The 24,932-nt window shown below is 70.7% G+C and carries 26 protein-coding genes; 7 read left to right on the top strand and 19 right to left on the bottom strand.

Annotated elements, in window-relative coordinates; translation table 11 throughout:
* Window positions 1-12 precede the first annotated feature (12 nt).
* The 3 genes from A3CE_RS0131200 to A3CE_RS0131190 all read left to right on the top strand — a co-directional run bounded on the left by A3CE_RS0131200 (window position 13) and on the right by A3CE_RS0131190 (window position 2,847).
* Window positions 13-1,038 carry an ABC transporter permease gene (locus tag A3CE_RS0131200; protein ID WP_020644031.1) on the top strand — a complete coding sequence of 342 codons (1,026 nt, stop codon included), beginning with the start codon at window positions 13-15 and terminating at the stop codon, window positions 1,036-1,038.
* 2 nt (window positions 1,039-1,040) lie between these two features.
* Window positions 1,041-1,682, top strand: a complete 642-nt coding sequence (locus tag A3CE_RS0131195; RefSeq protein ID WP_020644030.1) for a FadR/GntR family transcriptional regulator — start codon at window positions 1,041-1,043, stop codon at window positions 1,680-1,682.
* An 82-nt stretch (window positions 1,683-1,764) separates the two neighbouring features.
* A complete protein-coding gene (locus A3CE_RS0131190; protein WP_026469051.1) occupies window positions 1,765-2,847 on the top strand; it encodes a glycoside hydrolase family 88 protein in 1,083 nt (360 codons plus the stop codon).
* Between the two features lie 33 nt (window positions 2,848-2,880).
* On the opposite strand, the gene A3CE_RS0131185 is transcribed toward A3CE_RS0131190, so the two are convergent.
* From A3CE_RS0131185 to A3CE_RS0131125, 13 genes are all read right to left on the bottom strand, one after another.
* Window positions 2,881-3,543 (bottom strand): HAD family hydrolase, encoded by a 663-nt coding sequence (locus tag A3CE_RS0131185; RefSeq protein ID WP_020644028.1) that lies wholly within the window; start codon window positions 3,541-3,543, stop codon window positions 2,881-2,883.
* Window positions 3,544-3,599: 56 nt separating this feature from the next.
* Window positions 3,600-4,904 carry a DNA polymerase IV gene (locus A3CE_RS0131180; protein WP_020644027.1) on the bottom strand — a complete coding sequence of 435 codons (1,305 nt, stop codon included), beginning with the start codon at window positions 4,902-4,904 and terminating at the stop codon, window positions 3,600-3,602.
* A gap of 1 nt (window position 4,905) precedes the next feature.
* Window positions 4,906-5,217 carry a transcriptional regulator gene (locus tag A3CE_RS0131175; RefSeq protein ID WP_020644026.1) on the bottom strand — a complete coding sequence of 104 codons (312 nt, stop codon included), beginning with the start codon at window positions 5,215-5,217 and terminating at the stop codon, window positions 4,906-4,908.
* Window positions 5,214-5,837, bottom strand: coding sequence for a hypothetical protein (locus tag A3CE_RS0131170; RefSeq protein ID WP_020644025.1), 624 nt, complete (start codon window positions 5,835-5,837; stop codon window positions 5,214-5,216). Before A3CE_RS0131170 ends, A3CE_RS0131175 begins: the two co-directional genes overlap by 4 nt.
* 159 nt (window positions 5,838-5,996) lie before the next feature.
* A complete protein-coding gene (locus tag A3CE_RS0131165) occupies window positions 5,997-6,728 on the bottom strand; it encodes an ABC transporter permease (protein ID WP_020644024.1) in 732 nt (243 codons plus the stop codon).
* The gene (locus A3CE_RS0131160; protein WP_020644023.1) at window positions 6,725-7,624 is read right to left on the bottom strand and encodes an ABC transporter ATP-binding protein; all 900 of its coding nucleotides are present in this window, start codon (window positions 7,622-7,624) and stop codon (window positions 6,725-6,727) included. The genes A3CE_RS0131165 and A3CE_RS0131160 overlap by 4 nt, the downstream gene beginning before the upstream one ends.
* 145 nt (window positions 7,625-7,769) lie before the next feature.
* A complete protein-coding gene (locus A3CE_RS0131155; protein WP_026469050.1) occupies window positions 7,770-9,344 on the bottom strand; it encodes an alpha/beta hydrolase in 1,575 nt (524 codons plus the stop codon).
* 118 nt (window positions 9,345-9,462) lie between these two features.
* Complete coding sequence (locus A3CE_RS0131150) at window positions 9,463-9,735, bottom strand: hypothetical protein (protein ID WP_020644021.1); 273 nt, start codon at window positions 9,733-9,735, stop codon at window positions 9,463-9,465.
* Complete coding sequence (locus tag A3CE_RS0131145; RefSeq protein WP_026469049.1) at window positions 9,728-10,108, bottom strand: effector-associated constant component EACC1; 381 nt, start codon at window positions 10,106-10,108, stop codon at window positions 9,728-9,730. The genes A3CE_RS0131150 and A3CE_RS0131145 overlap by 8 nt, the downstream gene beginning before the upstream one ends.
* 54 nt (window positions 10,109-10,162) lie before the next feature.
* Entirely contained in the window at window positions 10,163-11,884 is a 1,722-nt protein-coding gene (locus A3CE_RS0131140) for an aminotransferase class V-fold PLP-dependent enzyme (RefSeq protein ID WP_020644019.1), read from the bottom strand.
* Window positions 11,881-12,648: an amino acid ABC transporter ATP-binding protein gene (locus A3CE_RS0131135; protein WP_020644018.1), complete on the bottom strand. Its 768-nt coding sequence runs from the start codon at window positions 12,646-12,648 to the stop codon at window positions 11,881-11,883. The genes A3CE_RS0131140 and A3CE_RS0131135 overlap by 4 nt, the downstream gene beginning before the upstream one ends.
* A complete protein-coding gene (locus A3CE_RS0131130; RefSeq protein ID WP_020644017.1) occupies window positions 12,641-13,528 on the bottom strand; it encodes an amino acid ABC transporter permease in 888 nt (295 codons plus the stop codon). Before A3CE_RS0131130 ends, A3CE_RS0131135 begins: the two co-directional genes overlap by 8 nt.
* Window positions 13,515-14,465 (bottom strand): ABC transporter substrate-binding protein, encoded by a 951-nt coding sequence (locus tag A3CE_RS0131125; RefSeq protein ID WP_026469048.1) that lies wholly within the window; start codon window positions 14,463-14,465, stop codon window positions 13,515-13,517. The genes A3CE_RS0131130 and A3CE_RS0131125 overlap by 14 nt, the downstream gene beginning before the upstream one ends.
* A gap of 97 nt (window positions 14,466-14,562) precedes the next feature.
* Here A3CE_RS0131125 and A3CE_RS0131120 point away from each other — a divergent pair, with 97 nt between their 5' ends.
* Complete coding sequence (locus A3CE_RS0131120; protein WP_020644015.1) at window positions 14,563-15,546, top strand: Gfo/Idh/MocA family protein; 984 nt, start codon at window positions 14,563-14,565, stop codon at window positions 15,544-15,546.
* Between the two features lie 87 nt (window positions 15,547-15,633).
* On the opposite strand, the gene A3CE_RS0131115 is transcribed toward A3CE_RS0131120, so the two are convergent.
* Window positions 15,634-16,842 carry a family 8 glycosyl hydrolase gene (locus tag A3CE_RS0131115; protein ID WP_020644014.1) on the bottom strand — a complete coding sequence of 403 codons (1,209 nt, stop codon included), beginning with the start codon at window positions 16,840-16,842 and terminating at the stop codon, window positions 15,634-15,636.
* 155 nt (window positions 16,843-16,997) lie between these two features.
* Here A3CE_RS0131115 and A3CE_RS0131110 point away from each other — a divergent pair, with 155 nt between their 5' ends.
* Entirely contained in the window at window positions 16,998-17,399 is a 402-nt protein-coding gene (locus A3CE_RS0131110; RefSeq protein WP_026469047.1) for a PPOX class F420-dependent oxidoreductase, read from the top strand.
* Here A3CE_RS0131110 and A3CE_RS0131105 read toward each other — a convergent pair.
* The gene (locus A3CE_RS0131105) at window positions 17,368-17,949 is read right to left on the bottom strand and encodes a TetR/AcrR family transcriptional regulator (RefSeq protein WP_020644012.1); all 582 of its coding nucleotides are present in this window, start codon (window positions 17,947-17,949) and stop codon (window positions 17,368-17,370) included. The two genes, A3CE_RS0131110 and A3CE_RS0131105, sit on opposite strands and share 32 nt — an antisense overlap.
* Window positions 17,949-19,493 (bottom strand): acyl-CoA synthetase, encoded by a 1,545-nt coding sequence (locus A3CE_RS0131100; protein WP_020644011.1) that lies wholly within the window; start codon window positions 19,491-19,493, stop codon window positions 17,949-17,951. Before A3CE_RS0131100 ends, A3CE_RS0131105 begins: the two co-directional genes overlap by 1 nt.
* Before the next feature lie 186 nt (window positions 19,494-19,679).
* On the opposite strand from A3CE_RS0131100, the gene A3CE_RS0131095 reads away from it, so the two are divergent.
* Window positions 19,680-21,068, top strand: coding sequence for a glycoside hydrolase family 28 protein (locus A3CE_RS0131095; RefSeq protein WP_020644010.1), 1,389 nt, complete (start codon window positions 19,680-19,682; stop codon window positions 21,066-21,068).
* Here the strand turns inward: A3CE_RS0131095 and A3CE_RS0131090 are convergent.
* Complete coding sequence (locus tag A3CE_RS0131090; RefSeq protein ID WP_020644009.1) at window positions 21,065-21,427, bottom strand: winged helix-turn-helix transcriptional regulator; 363 nt, start codon at window positions 21,425-21,427, stop codon at window positions 21,065-21,067. The genes A3CE_RS0131095 and A3CE_RS0131090 overlap by 4 nt on opposite strands.
* A gap of 93 nt (window positions 21,428-21,520) precedes the next feature.
* On the opposite strand from A3CE_RS0131090, the gene A3CE_RS0131085 reads away from it, so the two are divergent.
* Window positions 21,521-21,925, top strand: a complete 405-nt coding sequence (locus tag A3CE_RS0131085) for a RidA family protein (protein ID WP_020644008.1) — start codon at window positions 21,521-21,523, stop codon at window positions 21,923-21,925.
* Here A3CE_RS0131085 and A3CE_RS0131080 read toward each other — a convergent pair.
* On the bottom strand, window positions 21,922-23,124 hold the full coding sequence (locus tag A3CE_RS0131080) for a hypothetical protein (RefSeq protein WP_020644007.1): 1,203 nt from the start codon (window positions 23,122-23,124) through the stop codon (window positions 21,922-21,924). The genes A3CE_RS0131085 and A3CE_RS0131080 overlap by 4 nt on opposite strands.
* Window positions 23,121-24,902 (bottom strand): dynamin family protein, encoded by a 1,782-nt coding sequence (locus tag A3CE_RS0131075; RefSeq protein WP_026469046.1) that lies wholly within the window; start codon window positions 24,900-24,902, stop codon window positions 23,121-23,123. Before A3CE_RS0131075 ends, A3CE_RS0131080 begins: the two co-directional genes overlap by 4 nt.
* Window positions 24,903-24,932: the final 30 nt, after the last annotated feature.

The following is a 24,932-nucleotide window of genomic DNA, read 5'->3' as shown; positions in this document are numbered from 1 at the left end:
CGAGGTCGGCGCATGAGTACCCCCACCAAGGAAACTTCGGCCCCCGCCGCGCCGCCCCAGCCGTCGGCCGCGCGCCGCGTGCTGACCGGCATCGGCGTGCAGAACTCCAGCCTGATCATCACGCTCATCGCGCTCGTCATCCTGCTGAGCGTGCTGAACGAGAACTTCTTCCGCACCAACAACCTGCTGCTCATCGGCAGCGCGATCACCATCATGGGGCTGCTGGCCCTGGTCCAGACCCTGGTGATCATCCTGGGCGCGCTGGACATCTCGGTCGGCTCGATGGCCGGGCTCGCCTCGGTCATCTCGGCGATGGTGTTCACCTCGACCGGCAACGCCGAGGTGGGCATCCTCGCCGCGGTCGGCGTCGGCATCCTGTGCGGCCTGGTCAACGGCATGATCATCATTTTCGGCCGGGTCAACCCGGTGGTCGCGACGCTGGCCATGCTCGCCACCTACAAGGGCATCGCGCAGGTCATCTCCGACGGCAAGGCGCAGGGCTACACCGGCGGCGACGACTTGTTCATCTTCCTGGCCAAGGGCGCGATCGCGGGCCTGCCGTCGCTGGTGTGGGTATTCCTGATCGTCGCGGCACTGCTGCACTTCCTGCTCAAGTACACCGACATCGGCCGCAACGTCTACGCCATCGGCGGCAACGACACCGCCGCGCGGCTGGCCGGCATCAACATCAACCGGTACATCATCGGCGTGTACGCGCTGGTCGGTGTGGTCGCGGCGATCGCGGGCGTGCTGATCACCGCCCGCACCGGCTCCGGCCAGCCGACGTCCGGCTCCGAGGGCCTGGAGCTGCAGGCGGTCACCGGCGCCGCGCTCGGCGGCACGATGCTCAAGGGCGGCCGCGGATCGATCATTTCGACCGTGCTCGCGGTGATCATCCTGGGCGTGCTCGACAACGGCATGTCCGGGCTGGGCATCAACCCGTTCTGGCAGAACGTCGCCCACGGCGCCCTGCTGGTGATCGCGGTCGTGCTGCAGCAGCTGCGCAGCGGGGAACGGCGCGTCGGCCTGCCCGAGTAGCGGTGCGGAACCTCCACGCGCGCATCGTCGACGAACTGGGCAGGCTGATCGTCGAAGGCGTCCTCGGGGACGGGCAGCCGCTCGTCCCCGAGGAGCTCGGCCGCCGGTTTTCGGCGTCCCGCACGGTGGTCCGCGAAGCGTTGCGCGTGCTCGAGTCCAAGGGCATGGTCACCGCGCGCCCGCGGGTCGGGACCTGGACGCTGCCGCCGGAGGCGTGGGACGCGATCGACCCGGACGTCATCGCCTGGCGCGTCGGCGGTCCGGACGGCCGCGAGCACTTGCGCGAGCTGTTCGAACTGCGGCTGGCGATCGAACCGCAGGCGGCGCGGATGGCCGCGAAGCACCGGCGTCCCGACGAGCTCGCGGCGATGGCCGCGGCGTACGCGCTGATGACCGACGCCGCCGACACCGCGGCCTTCCGGGCCGCCGACGCGCGGTTCCACGCGGCGCTGGTCCGCGCCTCGGGGAACGCGCTGATCGCCCAGCTGCAGGTGCCGGTGGTGGCGGCCCTGCGGGCACAGGGCGAACCTGCGGACACGCTCGTCGCGCATTCCCGCGTGCTGACGCTGGTGCTGGCGAAGAACGCCGACGGCGCCGAGTCCGCGGCCCGCCGATTGCTGGAAACCGTTGCAGCGTACCGCTGATCGGTACCTTGACACGTCCACCGGGACGCGCTTCACTCGCTGCGGATGACCGCCGCCATGACGTGCTGAGGAGGACGCTTTCATGCGTTTCCCGGGAATTCGTGGTTTCGGCGTGCTCGCGGCCGCGGCGTTGGCAAGCGGGCTGCTGCCGGCGACAGTGGCGATGGCGGCACCAGCTGAATGCGCCGTCTCGGACGAAATGGTCGCCGCGGGCAACTACTGGGTCGCCAACGGGACGAACCTCGCCGCGCCGGACTGGCAGAACGCGACGTTCCACGTCGGCAACCTCGCGCTGGTCCGGACCACCGGCCAGTCGAACCACAAGACACTGCCCTGGGCGCAGGCGAACAACTACCAGCTGCCCGCCGATCCGAAGCGGCCGTTCTTCCCGGACAACCAGGCCGCCGGCGAGGCGTACCTCGACCTGTACACGTACTTCCACCCGGAAATCTCGCTCGAATCGATCCGCACGCGGATCAAGGACGAGGTCGCCTCCGTCCAAGCGGGACACCGCGACTACTGGAACTACGTCGACGCGCTGAACATGGCGATGCCGTCGTTCGCCCGGATGAGCCTGATCGACCACGATCCGTCCTATTTGGACGCCATGCAGCAGCTCTTCTCGTACTCCGAGCACAAGCTGTTCAACGAATTCACGGGCCTGTGGTACCGCGACGCGCGGTTCAAGGGCTCGGGCGTGTTCTGGTCACGCGGCAACGGCTGGGCCCTGGCGGCGCTGACGAAGGTCCTGCAGGTCCTCCCGGCGGACGACCCGCGGCGGCCGGAGTACCTGCGGGTGTTCAAGAAGATGGCGTCCACGCTGGCTCTGGTCCAGCGCCGCGACGGCTTCTGGAACTCCGACCTGCTGAACCCGTGGGACCACGGCGGCCCGGAGTCCAGCGGCACGGCGTTCTTCACGTTCGGCATCGGCTGGGGCGTCAACGCGGGCATCCTCGACGCCACCCGGTTCCGCCCGGTGGTCGACAAGGCGTGGACGGCGCTGTCGGCCAAGGCCCTGCAGCCGAGCGGCCTGGTCGGCTACGTCCAGCCGGTCGGCGACCGTCCGGCCACGGCGAAGCCGGCGGACACCGCGGCCTACGGCGTGGGCGCGTTCCTGCTGGCGGGTCAGCAGGTGGCGAAGCTCCAGGGCTGTTCGGCCTCGTGAGCCGGAGGGGGCTTCCGGCGCGGGAAGCCCCCTTCAGTCCGTCAGCAGCTGCGTCAGGTCGGCGACGATCCACTCGGCGCCCAGGCCCGCCGCCACGAAGTCGGCCGCCGGTTCGATGCCGCTGAGCACCGCCACGAACGCCACCGACCGGGCCGACGCCACGCGGAAGTCGCGGATGCTGTCTCCGATGTAGACCAGTTCCTCGCGCGCGTAACCGGCGCGGTCCAGGTGCTCGACGACGACGTCGAGCGCCCGCGGATCCGGTTTGTGGAACGGGGTTTCCTCGTGGCCGTGGATCCACGCGAAGTACGGCGTGAGGCCAACGGCGTCCAGGTCCTGCGTGATCAGCGCGCGGCTGCTGGACGTGAGGATCTCCATCCGCGTCCCCCGGGCGGCCAGCCGCGCGAGCAGTTCGGGCGCGCCCTTCGTGGGCCGGGGGCGGTTGACGCGCATCGCGAGCCGGTAGCGCCGGACGAAAGCGCCCGGATCGACGGACGGCACGATCGTCGCGACGAACCGGTCGAACGGGAGTCCCCACGCCGCGACGATGGTTTCGGCGGTGAGCGTGACGCCGAACGTCCGGGCGGTCCTGATCAGCAGCCGCCAGCGGGTCCGCGCGGTGGCGAGCACGGTGTCGTCGCAGTCGAAGATCACCGCCGGTGCGCGCCGGACCAGCTCGGCCGCTTCCCACGACACGGACCACCCCCTCGGCGACACGGCTACCCAGAATGTCACACCCGGCCGGTCGATGCTCACTTCAGGCAGTCGCCGGGGTCGCCGCGGCGCAGGGCCGGATCCGCCTGCTCGAACGTCCTCGCCACACCCGGGCCGCTCGAGCGGGTCTCGAACCGGACCGTCACGCGGCCGTGGCCGGCGCCCTGGACCCAGCCGGTGCCGAACTCCTCGTGCACGACGTCGTCGCCCTGGCGCCACGTCGACGGCGGTGGTGCGGCGGCCGGCGCCGCGGAGACCACCGTCGAGGACACCGAAGGGGCGGCCAGGCTGAACAGCGCGTCCTGGTGCGGTACCGAAAGCCCGCTGTAGGCGACGCCCGCCAGCCGGATGCCGCCGAACTCCGCCGGGTCGAGCAGCAGCCGCTCGGCGGTCGCGGCCAGCTCGGCCAGGTCGTCGGTCGGGGCGGAGATCGTCTCCGAACGGGTCACCGTGTGCATGTCGGTGTGCCGCAGCTTGATCACCACCGTCCGGGCGACGCGCTCGGCCTTGAGCAGCCGCTGGTGCGCGCCGGCGGCGATGCGGCGCACCTCCGTCCGCAGCGTGGCCAGGTCGATGATGTCGATGTCGAACGTCGTTTCGGCGCTGACCTGCTTGGTTTCGGCGCGGCCCGCCACCGGGCGGTCGTCGGCGCCGGTCGCGAGCCGCCGCAGGTCGCGGCCGACCACGCCGCCGAGCGTGGCGACGGCGTCCTGTTCGGACAGTGCCGCCAGCTGCCCGAGCGTCTGGACGCCGATGAACCGCAGCTTGCCTTCGGCGACCGGGCCGATGCCCCACAGCGCGCGCACCGGCAGTGGCGCGAGGAACTCCCGTTCGGTGCCCTGCGGCACGACCAGCAGCCCATCCGGTTTGGCCTCGTCGGAGGCGATCTTCGCGATCTGCTTGCCGTTGCCCGCGCCGATCGACGCCACCAGGCCGGTTTCCGCGAGGATCCGCGCGCGCAACGAAGCGCAGAACTCCGTCACCGCGTCGAAGGACGCGTCGACGAGCTGCGGCGGCTCGGCGAAAGCCTCGTCGAGGGAGATCTTCTCGAGCACCGGCGCGACCGCCGTGACGGCGGCGAAGACGTCCTGGCTGAGCCGCTCGTACACGCGGAACCGTGGCGGCACGATCACGCCGTTGGCCGGGAGCAGCCGCCGTGCCTGGGACATCGGCATCGCCGAGCGGATGCCGAAGACCCGGGACTCGTAGCTCGCGCCGGCGACGACGCCGCGTGGCCCGGTGCCGCCGACGAGCACCGGGCGCCCGGCCAGTGTCGGGCGGGTGAGCTGCTCGGCCGAGGCGTAGAAGGCGTCCAGGTCGAGGTGGATCACCCAGCGGGCCACGTCAGTCCCCGCCGGTGGCGTCCAGCAGCTGGTGCAGCGCCTTGGTGTAGCTCTCGAACGCGGCCCGGCCGGCCGCGGTCAGCCGGACCAGGGTGACCGGCGTGCGGTGCTCGTAGGCCTTGGTGATCTCGACGTACTCGGCGTCCTCGAGCTTCCGCAGGTGCGTCGAGAGGTTGCCGGCCGTCATGTCCAGGAGCTGCTGCAGCCGCGGGAAGGTGATCTGGTCGCCGGTGCGCAGCCCGGCGAGCGCGACGGTGACCCGCAGCCGCGCCTGGGCGTGGATGACGGGGTCCAGCTGCGGCAGTTCGTTCATCGACCGGTCTTCTCGCGCACGAAGTAGACGATCGCGCCGAGCAGGAACCCGCCGCCCCCGCAGACGGTGAGCACGAGGAAGTTCGCCGGGTACCCGACCAGCACGCTCAGCGCGGCCGACACGATCATCCACGCGCCGAGGCCGTACATCAGCCTGTCCTGCCACACCATGCCGCCCGCCAGGTACATCACGCCGGTCAGCAGCAGCCACGTGCCGGTCCACAGCAGCGACACCTGATCGACCGACAGCGCCTGGAACCGCGTGATCCGGATGTCGACGACCATCAGCCCGATCGAGGAGAGCGCCCAGCCGTAGCCGTACATCGCGCCGACCGTCCGCGACGGGCCGCGGATCCCCCGGCCGGAGCGGATGCTGGTGTAGGTCGTGTAGGCGACGGCGCCGAGGAACAGCAGCGGGACGACGATGCCGCCGGCGACCCAGCCGGGCACGTCCACGCCGGGCAGCGTCGTGACGTACGTGAAGCCCCAGCCGACGATCCAGGCGAGGGCCCAGGCGGCGAGCATCCGCGCCGGGCCCCCGCCCAGTTCCCGGCGGGTCCGCCGGTTCTGCTGGGCGATCAGGTTCAGCGATTCCGCCGCCGACAACGGTTCGTCGTCCACCTTTTTCGCCCTCCTCCCGTGCAGACCCCTCAACGCTGCACGGAAGATACTCTGCCATTCGTTGCCGATCCGACCACAGTCACGGCCTGATCGGCCCGTATCAACAGTCGCGTCCCGCTCGGGTGCCGGCCTGCTTTTGGCCGGATCGGCAACAGGCATTCACAGCCGGGCCGTGTCCAGCCGGAACCGGCGCACCACGATCAGGGCGGGCACGACCAGCCAGCCCGCCAGGACGATCGTCGCGACCCACGTCCCGGAGGTGTGGGTCAGCGGGTCGAGGCCGACGCGGCGCAGCCAGTAGGTCGGCATGAAGTGCGCCAGCGTCGACATCCAGCCGGGCAGGAACTCCAGCGGGATCCACAGCCCGCCGAGCAGGCCCAGCGGCATCATCAGCGCGCCGGTGACCGCGCCGACCGTGTCGCCCTTCCCGAACAGGCCGATGGCCAGGCCGAGGACGGCGAACGGCAGGGTGGCCGCCCACAGGAAGACCAGCAGCCTGCCCCACTCGGCCAAGGTCAGCGGCTCGCCGCGCAGGAAGCCGACGAAGAAGATCGCCAGCAGCACCGGCAGGGCGACGGCCATCGCCGAAGCGACCTTGACGACCAGGTAGCCGGGCCCGCGCATCGGCGTGAGCCTCAGCTGCCGCTGCCAGCCGTCGGTGCGTTCCTGGGCCACCCGGGTGCCGGTGAACAGCGCGCCGCCGCTGGCGCCGTACGCGGCCATGCCGACCATCGTCTGCGTGCTCGAGTGCAGGCCGCCGGGCAGGATCGCGTCACCCCAGATGGCACCGAACAGCAGATACATCGCCACCGGCATGCCGATGGTGAAGATCGTGAACTGGGGACTGCGGAGGATCCGCTTGATCTCCAGGCTCAGGTAGGTGGTGTTCACGCGGCTGCCTCCTCGGCGGTCAGCGCCAGGAAAGCCTCTTCGAGGCCGAGCGCGGTGATTTCGATGTCGGCCGCCAGCGGGTGCCGCGCCAGCAGGGCGCGGATCGCGGCGTCGGAGTCGGCGCAGGCGAGTTCGGCTCGGCCGGCGCGCAGCTGGACGCTGGTGACGCCGGGGAGCGCTGCCAGGTCGGCCTCGGTGGCTCCCGGCACGGCGGCCTTGAGCACCCGCCCGGACACGGCGGCCCGCACCTCGGCGACCGCGCCGTCGGCGACGATGGCGCCGTGCCGCATCAGCACGACGCGGTCGGCGTAGTCCTCGGCTTCGGCGAGGTAGTGCGTCGCGAACAGGACGGTCCGGCCGGCGGCGGCGAACTCGCGGATGGCCGCCCAGAACGCCCGCCTGCCGTCGACGTCCATCGCGGCGGTGGGTTCGTCGAGCACGAGCAGCCGCGGGTCGCCGGCCAGCGCGAGCGCGAACCGGACGCGCTGCCGTTCGCCGCCGGAAAGCTTGCCGCAGCGGCGTTTCACGAGGTGGCCGAGGCCCGCGCGGGCGATCACCTCGCTCGCGGGCAGCGGGTGGGCGTGCGTCGAGACGACCAGGCCGACGATCTCGCCGACGGTGACGTCCGGCAGCAGCGCGCCGTTCTGCATCATCGCGCCGACGACGCCCCGGTCGACGGCTTCGCGCGGGGTGCCGCCGGCGACGGTGATCTCCCCCGCGTCCGGTTCGGTCAGGCCGAGCAGCATGTCGACGGTGGTCGACTTGCCCGCGCCGTTCGGCCCGAGCAGCGCGACGACCTCGCCGGGCGCGACATCGACGGACACGCCGTCGACCGCCGTGACCCGGCCGAACCGCTTGGTCAGGCCGTGGAGCGCGAACGCCGGTCCCCCAGTCATGGCGCCTCCTTCCGTTCGTGGACTTTGCAGCGCAAAGTCGCTGCGAACTTTGTAACACAAACTTCGCTCGGATTCAAAGTGCACCGCGACGAAAACGGGGTGCCGGACTACGCGCCCGACACCCCGTTTCAGCGGTTACCGCAGGTCAGCCGGCGAACCGCCCGGCGACGAGACCGCTGTCGGCACGAGCCGCGGCCGCCGTCGGCGCCGATGGCGTCGATGGCGTCGGCTGCGGCAGCGGGGCGCACTCGACGTCGGCCGTGCGGCCCGGCTTGCGGGCCGGGAGCGCGCCTGTCGCCAGGTAGTCGGCGATCTTGTTGTCGACGCAGGCGTTGCCGCGCGGGGTGATCGCGTGGCTGGTGCCACCCGGCTCCGCGATCAGCGACGCGCCCGGGAAGCGGCTGCGGACCTCGAGGCTGCCTTCGTACGGCGTGGCCGCGTCGAGCGTCTCGTCGATCATCAGGACGCTCGGCACGCCCCGGCCGTCGACCTTCGTCGGCTTGCCCGCCTTCGCCGGCCAGTACAGGCAGGGCGCGTTGAACCACGCGTTCTGCCACGTGAAGTACGGCGCCTTGGCGAAGGTCTGCCAGTTGTCGCGCTTCCACTGGTGCCAGCTCTGCGGCCACTGGACGTCGGTGCACTGCACGGCGAGGTACACGGCGTAGCCGTTGTCGTCTCCGCGGCCGCCGAAGGCCTCGAAGAGCGTCTTCCAGTTCTGCCAGTCACCCTTGTTGACGAACCGGGAGAGCGCGTCGCCCAGGAGTGTCCACCGCAGCTGGTAGTACGAAGCCTGCTGGATGACGTCGAGGATCTCGTCCGGCCCGATCACGCCGCCGGCGGGGTTGAACGACGCCTTGAGCAGCTGCTCGTTGACGACCCGCCGCACCGCGGCCTGCGTCTTGCCGAGGTGGTAGACGTCGTCGTGCTGGGCGACCCAGCCGAACCAGATGAGGATGTTCTTGTCGAAGGCGACGTCCTGGTCGAGGTTGTCGCCGTACCAGACGCCGCGCGGGTCGACCGTGGAGTCGAGCACCATCCGGCGCACGTTCTGCGGGAACAGCGTGCCGTAGACCTGGCCGAGGTAGGTGCCGTAGGAGTAGCCGTAGAAGTTCAGCTGCTGCCGGCCCAGCGCCTTCCGGATGGAGTCCATGTCCTTGACCGTGTCGGTCGTCTTCATGTTCTCCAGCAGGGCGCGCGAGTTGTTCTTCGCGCACGCCTCGGCGTACCCCTTGGACCGGTCGAGCCAGGTCCGCTCCAGCTGCGGGGTGAACGGCACGTACTGCGGCCGGTTGTAGTCCATGTAGTTCGGGTCGCAGCTCAGCGCGGGCTTGCTGGAGCCGACGCCGCGCGGGTCGAAGCCGACCCAGTCGTAGGCGTCACCGGCGTGGTTGGGCACGCGTGGGCCGCGGGTGGCCAGCAGCAGCCCGGAGCCGCCGGGGCCGCCCGGGTTGGTCAGCATGACCCCCTGGTACTGCGCGTCCGGGACCTTGTGCTTGACGCGGCTGACGGCGAGCTGGACCTGCTCACCGGCCGGCTTGCGGTAGTCGAGCGGCACCGCGAGGTACCCGCATTCGGCGCCGGCGGCGACCAGAGTGGGGTTGGTGCACGGTCCCCAGGCGATCGTCGCCAAGGCCGCGGGCGCGGCGGTCGCGGCCGGTGCGGCCACGAGCGCGGACGCCACCGCGGCGGCGGCCACCACGGCGAAAACGGCACGTCTCACTGTTTTCTCCCCTTTCGGCTCCTGCATCGAGCGGGTGAACCCTAGTCCCGCACGCGGCTTCCGGGGACGGCAAACGGCGGTCCAGCCTCGAATGCCCTACGAAAGGTGGAAACCGTCCCTATTTGGACTGCCGGGCCAGCAGGAACAGCCCCCGGCCGAGAAAGGCGGCCGAGAAAGAACGCGAAAAGCACCAGGAGCAGGACGAAGATCCAGCCGTTCGCGACACCGCCGACGAGGACCACGACATCAGGACGGCAAGCACCCCCGCCTGGATGAAAGGAACCTTCGGGTCGGCCAGGGCCCGCGCGTCACCGCCGGGCGCGGTCAGCCGCCGCAGTGCCGGGTCGGTGTACGCCTCGGTCGCGATCAGCAGCGCGTGTCGGCTAGCCATGCCGCTGGACGAAGGCCTCGATCAGCTGCCGGCGCTCGGCCGACGTCGCCCGTTCCAGCTCGACGGTGTCACCGTCGATCGTCACCTTGATCTTGTGCCGGCCGCCCTGCCTGCCGAGCCACTCGCGCAGGGTCTCGACGAGCCCCGGGAACACGCCGCCGGCCGCGCTGAACGCCACCATCAGCGACCCGATCGTCACCGGGTCCGCGGCCTTCGCTCCCGGCGGAAGCTCGCCCGGGACCGGCAGCACGTCGACGTCGAGCTCACCCAGCTCGGCGCGCAGCCGGCGGGCGAGCAGGTCGAGCTCTTCGGCGTCCGCCTCGCCGTCCGCTTCAAGCCGCACCAGGGCCTGGTGCGTGTCCGGTTCGCTCATGTGCGCCACTGTGCGCCCGGACGGCCGCACGGACAAGGTCCGTTCGGGCACGCCTCAGGCGCGGATCTCGTTGAGGTAGTTGTAGATCGTGTACCGGGTGACGTCGAGCCGCCCGGCCAGGTGGTCGACCGCGTCCTTGATGAGGAAATAACCGGCTTCGTCGAGTTCCCGTACGACAGCGGCCTTGTGCCGTTTCTTCATCAGGTCCACCGGGATTCCCGCCTTCGCGACCGCACGGTCGACGAGGAACCGCTGGAGGCTGTCGACGTCCGGGGGGAAAGTCTCCGGCTCGCCGTTGCCGCCAACGGAAGCGGCCGTGTCGACGCTGTTGACGCACAGACAGCCCACCGCGACCCCGTCGGCGTCACGCAGGAACAGCGTCGACGAGCGGATGGGGCGGCCGTCGGGGCCGTGCGTGCGGTAGTTCGTCAGGTCCTGGGTGGTGCCGCGGCGGACCAGGCCGAGCAGCAGGTCGGTCATCGGGCCGCCGACGCTACGGCCGGTCAGGTCACCCGCGATGGCGACGATCGAGTCCGGCAGCCGGCTCAGGTCGTGCAGCAGCACCTCGTTGCCCGGCCCGAGCATCGCCGCCAGCCCCGGGATCGCCGGGACCAGCGCGGTGAGCACCTCGTGCGTCGTCGCGCCGGCGGCCGGGACGACCAGCGGTTCGCGTGGCTTGGTCAACGTCTCGAGCGCTTCCCGGAGCAACTCCGCGCAAGTCGTCTCGGCAGTCGACGCGTGCGGGGAGAGCCGGACGTGCTCGGGCCGCACGGTCGCCGCGATCCCCGCGTTCGTCAACGCCGCGCCGACCTGCTCGGCGGGGTGGCCGGGCAGGGTGAACGCCAGGATCCCGGCCCGCCGGTCCACCGCCGAGACGACCTCCGCGCCACAGGCGGCCAGCACCTCTTCGAACTCGCCCAGCCGCTCGGCGATGCGCGCCGCGATGGCGCCGACCCCGGCCTCCTCGACCAGCTCCAGTGCCTCGGCGAACGCGCCGGACGTGACCGGGCTGAGGTTGGAGAGCGACCAGGCCTGGGCGGTCGTGTCCGGCGGGTGGATCTCGTCGTCGAACAGGCCGGGGTCGCGGGCGCCGGTCCAGCCGGACAGCACGGGATCCATCCGTTCCAGGGCGCGGTCGGACAACACGGCGAAGCCGGTTCCCCAGCCCGCGCGCAGCCACTTCTGACCGCCGGCGACCAGGACGTCGGCGACTTCCCAGGGCTCGTCGGCCACGCCGAAGCCCTGGATGGCGTCGACGACCAGCAGCCGGTCGCCGACGACCTCGCGCAGGGCCGCCAGGTCGGCGCGGTAGCCGGTGCGGAAGTCGACCGCGCTGACGCTCACCGTGGTGATCTCCGGCGTCAACGCCGCCGCCACCCGCCCGGGGGTGACGTAACCGCCGGTCAGCCGGCGGACACGCAGGCGCCCAGCCTGTTCGGCGCGGGCCCACGGGTAGGTGTTGGCCGGGAACTCCGCCGCCGGCACCAGGACTTCGCCAACGCTGTGGAACGCGGCCTGGAACAGGCCCAGACTGGTGTGCGGGAGCAGCACGGTGTGGTCGGTGTCCGAACCGGACAGCCGGGCCGCGGCGGCCTTGGCCCGGACCTCCTGCCGCATCAGCTCGTCCACAGTGGACGGACCGGCCGTGGTGGCCCGGTGCAGCAGCGCGGCCGTCGTGTCGAGGACCGCGTGCGACGGCGGGCCGAAGCGGGCGAAGTCGAGGTAGCCGGCGGGCTCGTCGAACTGGAGCAGGTACCGGGGCGAAATCCGCGTCACGCGAGGATCCTCGCCAGGAACTGCCGGGTGCGGTCGTGCTTCGGCGCGCTCAGCACCTCCGACGGCGGACCGGTCTCGACGACGGCGCCGTCGGCCAGGAACACCACCTCGTCGGCGGCCTCCGCGGCGAAGCTCATTTCGTGCGTCACGACGACCATCGTCATCCCCTCCCCCGCCAACGTACTCATGACCTCGAGGACCTCGCCGACCAGCTCCGGATCGAGGGCCGACGTCGGCTCGTCGAACAGCATCAGTTTCGGCTTCATCGCCAGCGACCGGGCGATCGCGACGCGTTGCTGCTGCCCGCCGGACAGCTGCGCCGGGTAGGCGTCACCGCGATGCCCGAGGCCCACCCGATCCAGCAATTCGAGGCCCTGCTTGCGGGCAGCGTCCGGTTTGACGCCGAGTACCCGGATCGGGCCCTCGACGACGTTCTCCAGGGCCGTCCGGTGCGCGAAGAGGTTGAACCGCTGGAACACCATGCCGATGTCACGGCGCTGGCGGGCGACCTCGCGTTCGCGCAGTTCGTACAGTTTTCCACCGCGCTGCCGGAAGCCGATCGGCTCGCCGTCGACCCAGATCTGGCCGGCGTCGATGGTCTCCAGGTGGTTGATGCAGCGCAGGAACGTGCTCTTCCCGGCGCCGGACGGGCCGAGCAGGCAGACGACCTGTCCCTTGTGGACTTCGAGGTCGATCCCGCCGAGGACTTCGGTGTGACCGTAGGACTTCCGGACGCCGACGGCGCGCAGCAGCGGCTCAGACACGGGCACTCCTCACCAGCGGCACGCCGCGCAACGCCTTGCCCGCGCGGGCGAGCGGCCCGCGGTCCAGCTGATCAGGGTTGCCGAACGCGCGTTCCAGGTAGTGCTGGCCGACGCCGGCGACGGTCACCACGACCATGTACCAGACGGCCGCGGCCAGCAGCGTCTCCATCACCAGGAGGTTGTTGGACGAGATGTTGTTGGCCGCGTGGATCAGCTCGGTCACGCCGATCACCGACGCCATCGACGTGCCCTTGAGCATGTTGATGAAGTCGTTGCCGGTGGGCGGGATGATCACGCGCATGGCCTGCGGCAGCACCACCCGGCGCAGCGTCGCCGCCGGCGTCATGCCGATCGACTTCGCCGCCTCGGCCTGCCCGCTGTCGACGCTGTTCAGCCCGGCCCGGACGATCTCGGCCATGTACGCGCTTTCGTTGAGTGCCAGGCCGAGGAACGCGGCGGTGAACGCGCTGATCAGCACGTTCGTCTGCTCGTGGACGAGGAACGGGATGTCGATCACCGGGAAGACGAGCGCCAGGTTGTACCAGAGCAGGATCTGCAGCAGCACGGGCAAGCCGCGGAAGATCCAGATGTACCCGGCGGCGAACCACCGGGCGACCGGGTTGGCGCTGCGCCGCAGCAGGGCGATGACGATGCCGAGCACGATCGCGACGGCCTGCGACAGCACGGCCAGCACGACGGTGTTGAGCAGGCCGGTCGCCATGATGCGGTAGAAGACGAAGTCGGGGACCTGGTTCCACGCGATCTGCGCGTTGCCGAGCGCGATACCCAGCAACACGAGCAGCGCGAGGATTATCCCGGCGGCGACCCAGCGGCCCCAGTGCCTCAGCCTGACGATGGGAAGCGGTTCAGGACCCGCCATTGACCGCGGCCTCCTTGATCGCGCCCTGCTCGACGCCCCAGGCCTGGAGGATCTTGCCGTAGGTGCCGTCGGTGATCAGGGCCTGCAGCGCCTTCTGCACGGAGTCCCGCAACGCCGTGTTGGCCTTGTTGACGCCGATACCGTACGGGCCGCCGTCGATCGGCTCGCCGGGGACGACCTCGAAGAACTTGCCCTCGCCCGCCGTCCGCGAGATGTAGACGGCGCTGGGCAGGTCGTTGAGGATGGCCTGCACGCGGCCGGTGCGCAGCTGGTTCTGGTTCTGGTTGTCGCTGTCGGTCGCGGTGACGGTGACCGCGGGCTTCCCGGCTTGGGTGCACTTGGTGCTCTGCTCGGCGGCGAACTTCTGGTGGCTGGTGCCCTGCACGACGGCGACGTTCTTGCCGCAGAGCGTGTCCGGCCCGGTGATGCCGTCCGGGTTGCCCTTGCGGATCATGATCGTGATGCCCGAGGTGAAGTAGTCGACGAAGTCGATCTGGGCCTGGCGGGCCTTGGTGTCGTTCATCCCGGCCATGGTCAGGTCGATGCGGCCGGACTGGAGGCTGGTGATGAGCGAGCCGAACGCCATGTCCTGGTGGGTCACGGTGACGCCGAGCTTGGCGGCGATCGCCTTGGCGAGGTCGACCTCGTAGCCGATCGGGGTCTTGCCGTCGGCGGCGTAGAAGTTGTTGGGCGCGGACTGCAGGTTCGAGGCCAGGCGCAGGCCCGCCTGCTTGACGGTGTCCGGCAGAGCCGCGTTGAGCTGGGCGTCCTTCTGCACGCCCTGGACGATGGCGGCGGTGTCCGGGATGCCCGAAGCGGGCGCGCCGGCGGCCTGCGACGTCCCGCCCGCACCGTCCGGACCGCCACCACAAGCCGTCACCAGCACGGCGACGCTCGCGAGCAACACTCCCGCCTGCACAACACGAGAACGGGACATAACGGACCTCCACAGTTCGACTGGCCGGAACGCTACAACTCAGTGTTGAAGAGGTCAACCATGTGTTGAAATCGCGATTCGGTGCTAACTTCGCGCCATGAGCCTGCGGATCGGCGTCCTGGGGGCGGCTCGCATCGCCCCCGCTGCCTTGATCAAGCCCGCCGCATCGAACGCCGACGTCGAGGTCGTGGCCGTCGCGGCCCGGTCCCCGGAGCGGGCGCAAGCGTTTGCGACCAAGCACGGCGTGCCACGGGTGCATTCGTCCTACGAAGCACTGCTCGCCGACCCGGACATCGACGCGGTCTACAACCCACTGCCGAACGGCCTGCACGGACGCTGGACCCGGGCCGCTCTCGAGGCGGGCAAGCACGTGCTGTGCGAGAAGCCGTTCACGGCCAACGCGGCGGAGGCGCGGGAGATCGCCGGCTTGGCCGCCGGTTCGGACCGCGTGGTGATGGAGGCGTTCCACTACCGCTACCACCCCCTATCCCTGCGGGTCGAGGAGATCGTGGCGTCGGGCGAGCTGGGTTCGCTTCAGCGGGTCGAGACCGCGTTGTGCTTCCCGCTGCCCAAGTTCTCGGACATCCGCTACAACTACGACCTGGCGGGCGGCGCGACGATGGACGCGGGCTGCTACGCGGTCCACATGGCCCGCATCTTCGGCGGCGAGACCCCTTCGGTCGTTTCGGCTTCGGCGAAGCTGCGCTCACCCCGGGTCGACCGGGCGATGACGGCGGAGCTCGCGTACCCGTCCGGCCACACGGGCCGGATCGAGTGCTCGATGTGGTCGTCCTCGCTGCTCAAGATCAGCGCGAAGGTGATCGGCTCACGCGGCTCGCTGGCGGTGCTGAACCCGGTGGGCCCGCAGGCCTACCACCGGCTTTCCGTCCGGGTCGGCGAAACGCGGCGCACGGAGAAGTTCCCGCGCCGGGCGTCGTACGCGTACCAGCTGGACGCGTTCGCGGCGGCGGTGCTGAAGGGCGAGCCGGTCAAGACGTCGGCGGCGGACGCGGTGGAGACGATGACGGTGATCGACGAGATCTACCGCGCCGCGGGGCTCCCACTGCGCGAACCCAGCTGAGCCCGCCGGGCACACTCTTTTCCGATGTTCGTGAAGGCCACCTTGAGGAACTTGTAGTTCCTCAAGGTGGCCTTCACGAACTTTGCCCTACGCGGCCACGTAGTTGCCGGTCAGGATGAGCAGGACCTGGACCGTGATGCCTGTTCCGTAGTAGTCCGTCGCGTCCGGGGACCACGTCGAGATCGCCGTCCACAGCTTGTCCAGCCACGCCTGACTGCCCGGGTCCGTCATCGCCGCCACCGCGAACGGGGCCGTGAAGCACGGGTGCTGACCGCTTTCGGTCTTCGAGCCCGCCAGCGAGTAGCCGCTCTGGATCTTCGCCGGGTCGCCGCCCGTGGCCGACTTGATCCACGTGTTCATCTTGCGGACCTGCGACACCGCCGCACTGCCCGAAGCCGAGATCGCGTCCGCGCCGAGACGCCACGGGTCGCGGCAGGCGTTCCAGCTGTACTTGCCGTCGTACGGGCCCTCGAGGAAGTTCGACGGCGCCGGCTTGGGCGTCGAGTTCGTGTTGACCACGAAGTCCGGCAGTAGCCCGGTGTTCGGCGCGTACGACGACTGCAGCTGGCTCACCGCCGTCTCCGCGCGGGTGCGGACGGAGTCCCAGAAGCTGTCACCCGTCGCCGCGGCGAACGCGCGCAGGTGGCCCGGCATCCAGTCCGACGAGCGCGAGCTGTTCTTGTACTTCGAGTCGTCGATGCCCCAGTCGCCGAGCGCGGTGAACTTCGTCGAGCCGCTCACCTCGCTCTTCTTGATCGCGTTGATGATCCGGACGGCTTCGGCCTTGTAGTCGACGGACCCGGCACTGCCCCACTTCTTGTCCGCGATCAACAGGCCGTAGGCGATTTCGAGGTCGCCGTCGGTGGCGGAGTCGCTGCCGTTGACGCTCTTGCACTTCGAATCCTGCTCGGCCGCGTGGAGGTCCTTGTTGTTGACCGACGGGTGCGCCTTCACGAACTTCAGGATCCCGTCGACGATCGAGCGCGCCTGCGGGTCCTTGTCCGCCATCATCGCCGAGATCGTCATGCCGTAGCCCTCGCCCTCGGCGACGAAGGAGTGGTCGGCGTCCTTGGACAGCACGGCGTAGGTGCCGCTGCCGCACTTGGTCGTCAGGAAGTTCTTCTTCCAGAAGTCGTAGTACTTCTGCACCGCGGCATCCTGCGTGGCCTGCGAGACGGAAGGCCGCAGCGTTCCCGGCACGTACGGCGTGCCGGCCGCGGACGCGGCCGTCGGCACGCTCAGCAGCCCCGCGGCGAGCGCGGCCGAAACCACCACCGCGCGGACGACTCTCTTCATGGCTCCTCCGTAAGACATCGTTGACTGCGGCGAAGGTGATCAGAGCCTGACAGAAGGTTCAAGACCAGGTCAAGACTGTTAGGAAACTTTCCTTACTATCACCGTGCGTGGGTCCTCCCGCGGCCCGGGCACCCGGACGGACTAGCGTGGGCACCATGAAGATCGACCTCGACGGCCGCGGCCCGGACTTCCGCGCGTTCTGGACCGAGCGACGGCTGGCCACGCTGACCACGGTCCGCCCGGACGGCACCCCGCACGTCGTCGCGGTCGGCGTGACCGTCGACTTCGAAGCGGGCCTCGCCCGGGTGATCACGTTCGCGCCGTCGGTCAAGGCCCGGCTCGTGCGCGCCGCGGGCGACGGCGGCATCCCGGTCGCCGTCTGCCAGCTCGACGGCCCGAAGTGGTCCACATTGGAGGGACGCGCGGTGCTGCGCGACGACCCGGAGTCCGTGCGGGACGCCGAAAACCGGTACGCCGCCCGCTATCGGCAGCCCAAGCCGAACCCGCAGCGGGTGGTCCTGGAGATCACGGTGACGCGGGTGCTCGGCAACGCCTAGTCCGCACCTGGCTCGCGCGGGAGTGCACCAGCCGCGTGTACTCCCCCAGCAGCGCCGTCAGCTCGCCGTGCTCGCCCGCCGACGCCAGCTGCTGGTGCCCCACGAGCATCGCCATCCCGAGCGCGGTCAGCGTCCGGGCCACGGCGCGGTCGCCGACGATGCCCGCGACCGCCTTGCCGACCGTCCGCAGCCGCGCGGAGTCGACGCGGTTCTGTGCCGCGCGGACGGTCTCGTCGTTCATCGCCCACGCCCGGATCGCGGCCTCGGCCTCGTGGGGCAGCCCGAGCGTGAGGTCCATCAGCGCCGCGAAGTCCGCCGCGGGTCCGCCCGTGCCGAAGCTGCCCTCGTGCAGGATGAGCACCTGCCGGTTCTCCCAATGGTCCAGCAGCTGCTCGACGAACCCCGGCCAGCCGCCGAAGTGGTGGTAGAACGAGCCGCTCGTGACCCCGAGGTCGCGGCACAGCGCGCCGACGTTCAGCCCGGTGAACCCCTGCTCCGCCAGCACCTTGAGCGCGCTGGCGAAGTAGGCCTGCCGGTTCGCCGCCGGCATCAGACGTTCCGGTCCCGGTCCCGCCAGTAGGGTTCACGCAGCGAACGCTTGAGGATCTTGCCGGTCGCGTTGCGCGGCAACGCCTCCACGACGTCGACGCTGCGCGGGCACTTGTAGTGCGCCAAGCGCTCGCGGCAGAACTCCACGATTTTCTCCGCGTCGAGCTGGTCGCCGGCGACGACGGCCTTGACCTGCTCGCCCCACCGGTCGTCCGGGATACCGATCACGGCCACCTCGGCGACGCCGGGGAACTCCGCCACGACCCGCTCGACCTCCGGCGAGTAGACGTTCTCGCCGCCGGTGATGATCATGTCCTTGACGCGGTCTTCGAGGAACAGGAACCCGCCGTCGTCGAGACGCCCGACGTCGCCGGTGCGGACCCAGCCGTCCACGATGGTCTCCGCGGTCGCCTCGGGCTTGCCGAGGTACCCGGCCATCCGCTGCTCGGTGCGGACCCAGACCTCGCCGACCTCGGTGTCCTCCCCGGTGACCGGGTCGGCGATCCGGATGTCCACTCCGGACAGTGCGGTGCCCGCCGAGGCCAGCCGTTCTGGGCGCGTGTCGTCCCGGTGGGCCTCCGGATCCAGCGCGGTGACCGCGCCGGACAGCTCGGTCATGCCGTAGACCTGGGCGAACCTGACGCCCGGCCAGGCGGCGAGCACCGTGCGCAGCAGCGGGAGCGGCATCGGCGAAGCGCCGTAGCAGAGGTACCTCAGCCGGGAGAACGCCGTGAGCGCGGCCTCGCCGGCCTGCGCGATCCCGGCCACGACGGCGGGCACCAGGAAGGCGTGCGTAATCCCGGCCTGCAGCGCCGCGAACAGCGACGCCGCGTCCGGCTCGCGCGTCAGATAGGACGGCTCTCCGTAGAGGAACCCGGAAACCGCGTAACAGCTGCCGCCGACGTGGAACAGCGGCATCGCGACCAGGTTGACGTCGCCGGGACCGATCGGGAACGCGGTCCCGGCGGCGAGGCCGTGCGCGAGGACGCTGCGATGGGTCAGCACCGCCCCCTTCGGGAACCCGGTGGTGCCGCTGGTGTACATGACCAGGACGCCGTCGTCGGTGTCGACGCCGGTCCCGGCGTGCGGCTCGGCGGAAGTCAGGAAGGACTCGTACTCGTCGGCGTCCCCGCCGACGACCACCACGCGTTCGACCGCGGGCAGCCGGTCGCGGATCGCGTCGAGCGCGGGAACCAGCTCGGCGCCGACGAAGACGATCTTCGCCCCGGCGTCCTTGAGCACGTACGCGAGTTCCTCGCCGGAGAGCCGCCAGTTGACCACGGCGTTGGCAGCGCCGATCCCGGCCGCCGCGAAGGTCGTCTCCAGGCAGGCGGGGTGGTTCTTGTCGACGAAGGCGACGCGGTCGCCGCGGGTGATCCCGGCGGCCGTGAGCGCACCCGAAAGCCGCCGGATCCGCTCGTCGAACTCCGCCCAGGTCCACGACCGGTCGCCGAAGATCAGCGCGGTGTCCGCCGGGCGTTCCCGCGCCCAGTGCGCCACGAGCTCACCGAACAGCCGGACCCGGGGGCGGACGTCTTCGGGCATGGGAGTCCCCTTCGGGCCGGCGCTGGACCATAGACCGCACTGTGTCATAGACGCAGTGGCCATAGACTGCTCTATGGTGCGCCACGGCCCGCCGGGCGTCAATACCGGTCAGCGGGACTTTTTTGACCGCACTATCGGGCATATCGCATGCTGTACATGATGTATGACGGACACGGGAGGACTCGGATGACCAGTCGGCGCGACTTCCTCAAGGCCGCGGGCGCGGCGGGCGGCCTGCTGGCCGCCGGCGCGGTGTTCGGACCGGCGAGCGCATCGGCCGCCGACGACCCGTGGGCACGCGTGCCGGAGATCCTCGGCCGGATCACGCCGCCGTCGTTTCCGGACCGGGTGTTCGACATCCGCTCCTACGGCGCGGTCGGCGACAACTCCGCCGACTGCACGCCCGCGTTCAAGGCGGCGATCGCCGCGTGCCACGCCGCCGGCGGCGGCCGCGTCCTGGTGCCCGCCGGGAAGTTCCGCACCGGCAAGATCCATTTGCTGTCCAAAGTGGAGCTTCACGTGCTCGGCACGATCCGCTTCCGCAGCGACGCCGCGTCGTACCTGCCGGTGGTGTTCACCCGCTGGCAAGGCATCGAGTGCCACAACTACTCGCCGTTCCTCTACGCGATCGACCAGACCGACGTCGCGATCACCGGATCCGGCACCATCGACGGCAACGCGGCGGCCGGGCCGTGGTTCGACTTCGACGGCAAACGCGGCCCCGACTGGGATCGGCTGCAGCAGCAGGCGGCCGACGGCGTCCCGGTGGCGCAGCGGGTGTTCGGCGACAAGCACTTCCTCAAGCCGAACCTGATCCAGTTCTACCGCTGCCGCAACGTCCTGGTCGAGGGCGTCGCGCTGCGGAACCCGGCGATGTGGACGGTGCACCCGGTGCTGTGCCGCAACGTCACGGTCCGGAACGTGACGATCTACTCCCGCGGCGCGATGGTCGACGGCGTCGACCCGGAAAGCTGCGCGGACGTGCACATCCACGGCTGCTCGTTCGACACCGGCGACGACGGTACGGTGATCAAGTCCGGCCGCGACACCGACGGCCGCCGCGTCGGCGTGCCGAGTGAGGACATCGTCATCGAGGACAACGACTACTACGGCCGCTGGGGCGCGATCACCGTCGGCAGCGAGATGTCCGGCGGGGTGCGCAACGTCTTCGCGCAGGACAACCGGATCCACGCCGGTTCATCGTACAAGTCGTTCTACGGCGTGTACGTCAAGACGAACCCGCGGCGCGGCGGGGTCGTCTCGGACATCCACGTGCGCCGGCTGACCGGCGGCCCGGTCGACCGCGGCGCGATCTTCGTCGACATGAACTACAGCCTCACCGGCCCGGGCTACGGCCCGATCGTGCAGCCGGTGATCCGCGACATCGAGATCAGTGACGTCCACCTCGACGACTCGCCGTTCGCGCTGAAGATCAGCGGGGCCGAGGAGAGCCCGCTGACCGGGTTCCGCCTGGCGAACAGCTCGTTCACGACCATCGACACCCCGGCGCCGCAGATCAGCAACGCCCGGGACGTCACGCTCTCGAACGTGACGGTGAACGGAAAGCCGGTCTAGCCTTCGAAGCGCAGCCGCGCGGTTTCGATGTCCTCGATGTACCGCTGGGTCCAGCCGCACATGCTGTCGACCGTCGCGCGCAGGCCCTGACCGGGCTCGGTGAGGGTGTACTCGACGCGCGGCGGCACGGTCGGGTACACCTCACGCTGGATCAGGCCGTTGCGCTCCAGCATGCGCAGGTTCTGGGTCAGCATCTTGTGGCTGATGCCCTCGACCTGGTTCCGCAGCTCGCTGAAGCGCAGCGTGCGCTCGCCGAGGGTCTCGATGATCAGGAACGCCCACTTGTTGGCGACGTCGGAGAAGATCTCGCGCGCCAGCGAATCCGCGCGGGAAAGGTCCGTGTCCTGCTTGGTCACCATCAGGTTCCCCTGTCACTGGAAAGTGCGTTCTTCCATGTCAGCGCACACTCTCCTATGGTTCCTGGGTAACCACAAGAGATCACGGAGGAGAACATGGCTGTCACCCTGGTGAACCCCGCTGGGCTGCCCGAAATCGACGTCTACCACCAGGTCGCGGTCGCCGAAGGGACGAAGCTGGTCTTCGTCGCCGGGCAGGTCGCGTGGGGCGCCGACGGCAAGACGATCGGCGAAGGCGACCTCGCCGCGCAGGTCGAGCGGAGTTACCTCAACGTCGGCACCGCACTGGCCGGGGCCGGCGGCTCGTTCGACGACGTCGCGAAACTGACGTTCTACGTCGCCGGCTGGACGCCGGACAAGATGCCCGCGCTGCTGGACGGCATCGCCCGGGCGACCGCGAAGCTGGACACCAAGGCGAGCCCGCCGGCCACGCTGATCGGGGTCGCGGCGCTGGACGTCCCCGAACACCTGGTCGAGATCGAAGCGACCGCGGTTCTCTAACCGAACAACGCCAGCAGTCCCTCGGCCGACCGGACGACCACGTGCGCCGCGGCGCGTTCCGGGTGCGGGCGGTCCGGTCGCTCCGCTTCGTGCCGCCAGCGCCGCAACGCGTCGAGGCCCGCGTCGTAGATCTCGCCCGGGTCCGCGTCCGGTTCCAGCCCGAGGCGGTCCGCCGGCGCCGTGCCCTGGGCGCCCAGCAACCGGACCGCCTCCTCCGCCGGCTCGCCGGACAACGCCGTCCGGCCGCCGCGGATGTCGGCGATCAGGCGCAGTTCACGGAAGTCGTGCGCAGCCGCGGCGAAGCGCTCCACCCGGGACACCAGGCGGTCGCCGCCCGGGCGGGGCTGGGCCGCCAGCAACGCCTCCAGCCGGATGATCGCGGTACGCGCCTTCAGCGCCTCGGCCCGTGCCACGAAACAGCCGGCCAGAGTGTCCCGCAGTTCGCCGAGACCGCTGCGGCGCACCAGTTCCGCCGAGAGCTTGACGCGGTCGTCACAGCCGGTGCGGATCAGCGTGAGGGCCAGCCGGACGCCGAACATCCCGAACCGCACCACCAGCGACCGCCGCGTCTCGACCGGGATCGGGCCCGGGAACGCCGGATCGGTGAACGAGTCCACCGAAAGCACGTGCCGTTCCAGCTCTTCGCGCGGCACCGCGGCGAACGCCGCCAGCAGGTCGAACTCGTCGTCACGCAACGACCGGCCGCCGTACGCCAGCTGCCCGGCGACGGCGATCACGCCCAGGAACCCGGTGCACAGCGGGTCTTCGCGCCACGCGCGCCGCGCGAGTTGCTTCGCGGTCAGCAACGCATCGATCCGGCCCGCGCCGACCTCGTCCGCCCGCGACAGCACCAGCACGGAGTTGACCGCGCTCTGCCGCGCGAACGCCGAGCCGCCCGGCTGGTGCGCCGCCGCGAGCTCGTCCGGCTCGAGGTGGCGGACCAGCCGGACCGTCGCGTCCGGGACGTCGTCGCCCGGGCCGGGATCGTCCAGCAGCACGAGGTCGCGCAGCGCGCGCGTCGGCCATTCGCCCAGCGCGGCGGCGAGCGTCGTCTTCCCCGCCGACGGCGCGCCGGTGAACGCGACGCGCAGGGGCTGCTCCAGCCGGTTCAGGCAGTCGTGCAGGAGCGCCGAAGCACGCGGGTCGTCCCGGTAGAGCCCGGCCGCGGCGTGCAGGAGGTCGCGGACGTCCCGGGTCACGCCGAAAGCTCCCGCCGCTGCTGCCGCCCGGCGATCGTGCCGAGCTCGCCCGCGCGCTGGTGCAGCCCGGCGAGCCGGTCGATCTCACGGCGGATGTGCCCGGTCCGCCGCTCGCGCTCGGCCGTGCCGGCCAGGATCGTCTCGCGTTCGCGCGTCAGCTCGTCGGCGAGTTCTTCGGCCAGCCCGGTGAAGTGGTCGCGCAGCCGTCGTTGCACGACGCGGATCGCGTCGCGGGATTCCTTGCCGAACCGCAGGAAGACGTCGTCGACGTGCCGCTGGGCGGCCTGCTTGGCGACGGCCTGGCGGCGCTGCAGCCGCATCCCGCCCTCGTCCTTGATCGTCTTCGCGGCGAACGCCGCGCCGGCGCCGAGCGAGACCGGGTTGATCAGCGGCAGCCCGGCGAGACTGGTGACCAGGCCGAACATCAGCACACCGCCGTACGACCCGCGCAGCCCGGTGAAGGCCTGCTGCCCGATCTTGAACTTCTCGATCTTCGGCCGCAGGACCTCGTCGAGGTCTTCCACGCCCGAGCCGTCGAGCCGCAGGTCGGGCAGCGCGCGGTCGTACTGGGCGCCGAAGCACGCGGCGACCGCCTGCGCGATCCACTCCGCCCGGTCGGCCAGCCACGTGTAGTTGGTGTCGACGGCCTCGGCCAGCGCGTTGTCCAGCCACGGCGCGAACTCGTCCCACACCTTCGCCGGGTCGCCCTCGTCGAAGGTCCGGTCGATGGTGTTGACGATCTTGCGGGTCCGCTCGCGCAGGTCGTACTCGGCGTCGGACAGCAGGTCGGTGATCTCGTCGGAAAGCAGGTTCTGCCACCGGGTGTTCTGCCGCCGCAGGTCGTCGGCGCGGCGTTGCGCCCGCTGCAGCAGCGCGGCCTGGCCGAGCCCGGCGTCTTGGGCGCCTGCATCAACGCGGTCGCGCAGCGACTCGACCAGTTCGGCGGCGGCGGCGCGCACGCCCACCGCTGCGAGCAGCGCGCGGGACTGCTCGGGCGGCCGCGCGGCCTGCTCGGCGATCCAGCCCAGCAGCTCGGGAAATCCCGAGCGGGCGTTGAGATCCGCGTCACCGGTCTTCGCGGCGGCTTGGCGCACAACGGCCGAAACCGGCAAGACGGGCGCGTCGACTCCCGCTTCGGCGAGCATGCCGCGGTCACGTTCGGCGACCGCGCGCCACCCGGGGCTGGCGTCGATCTTCGTGAGCGCCAACACGACATGCGGGCACCAAGTACGCACATGCCGTGCGAGCGCGAGTTCGGCGGCGCTCAGCGGCGCGGTCGCGTCCGAGACGATGATCACAGCGTCCGCTTCGGCGAGGAAGTCCAGCGCGGCGGCGGTCCGCGGTGACCGCGGGTCACCGACCGGCGGGGTGTCGACCAGGACGAGACCGGCCGAGAGGAGTTCGCGCGGCACACCGACTTCGACCCGGCTGAGCGTGCCGGCGGGCCGGGCGCCGAGCTCGCCGGTGAGCCGTTCGACCGCGACGGGGATCCGTTCGAGGGACCGGCCGACCAGGGTCGCGGCGGGTTCGGGCGAGTAGGTGATTTCCGTGGGCACGGCGGGGGTCGCGGCGTCGCCGACCGCGCACACCGGCGCGTTCAGCACGGCGTTGAGCAGGTATCCCTTGCCCTGTTTGGGGAAGCCGAGCACGCCGAGCCGGGTCTGCCCGGACGGGGCGTCGCGGCGTCTGCGCAGGCGCTCGGCGAGATCGGCGCGGCCGTGCGTGCGGCACGCGTCCAGGGTCTCGTTGAGCACTTCGAGCCAAGCAGGGGCGTTCACAGCCAAGGAGTTTCCCCGGTTCACTCCCCG

The sequence above is a fragment of the Amycolatopsis balhimycina FH 1894 genome, assembly GCF_000384295.1.
GTDB classification, from domain to species: Bacteria; Actinomycetota; Actinomycetes; order Mycobacteriales; family Pseudonocardiaceae; genus Amycolatopsis; species Amycolatopsis balhimycina.
This window is presented reverse-complemented; position numbering and strand designations above follow the sequence as displayed.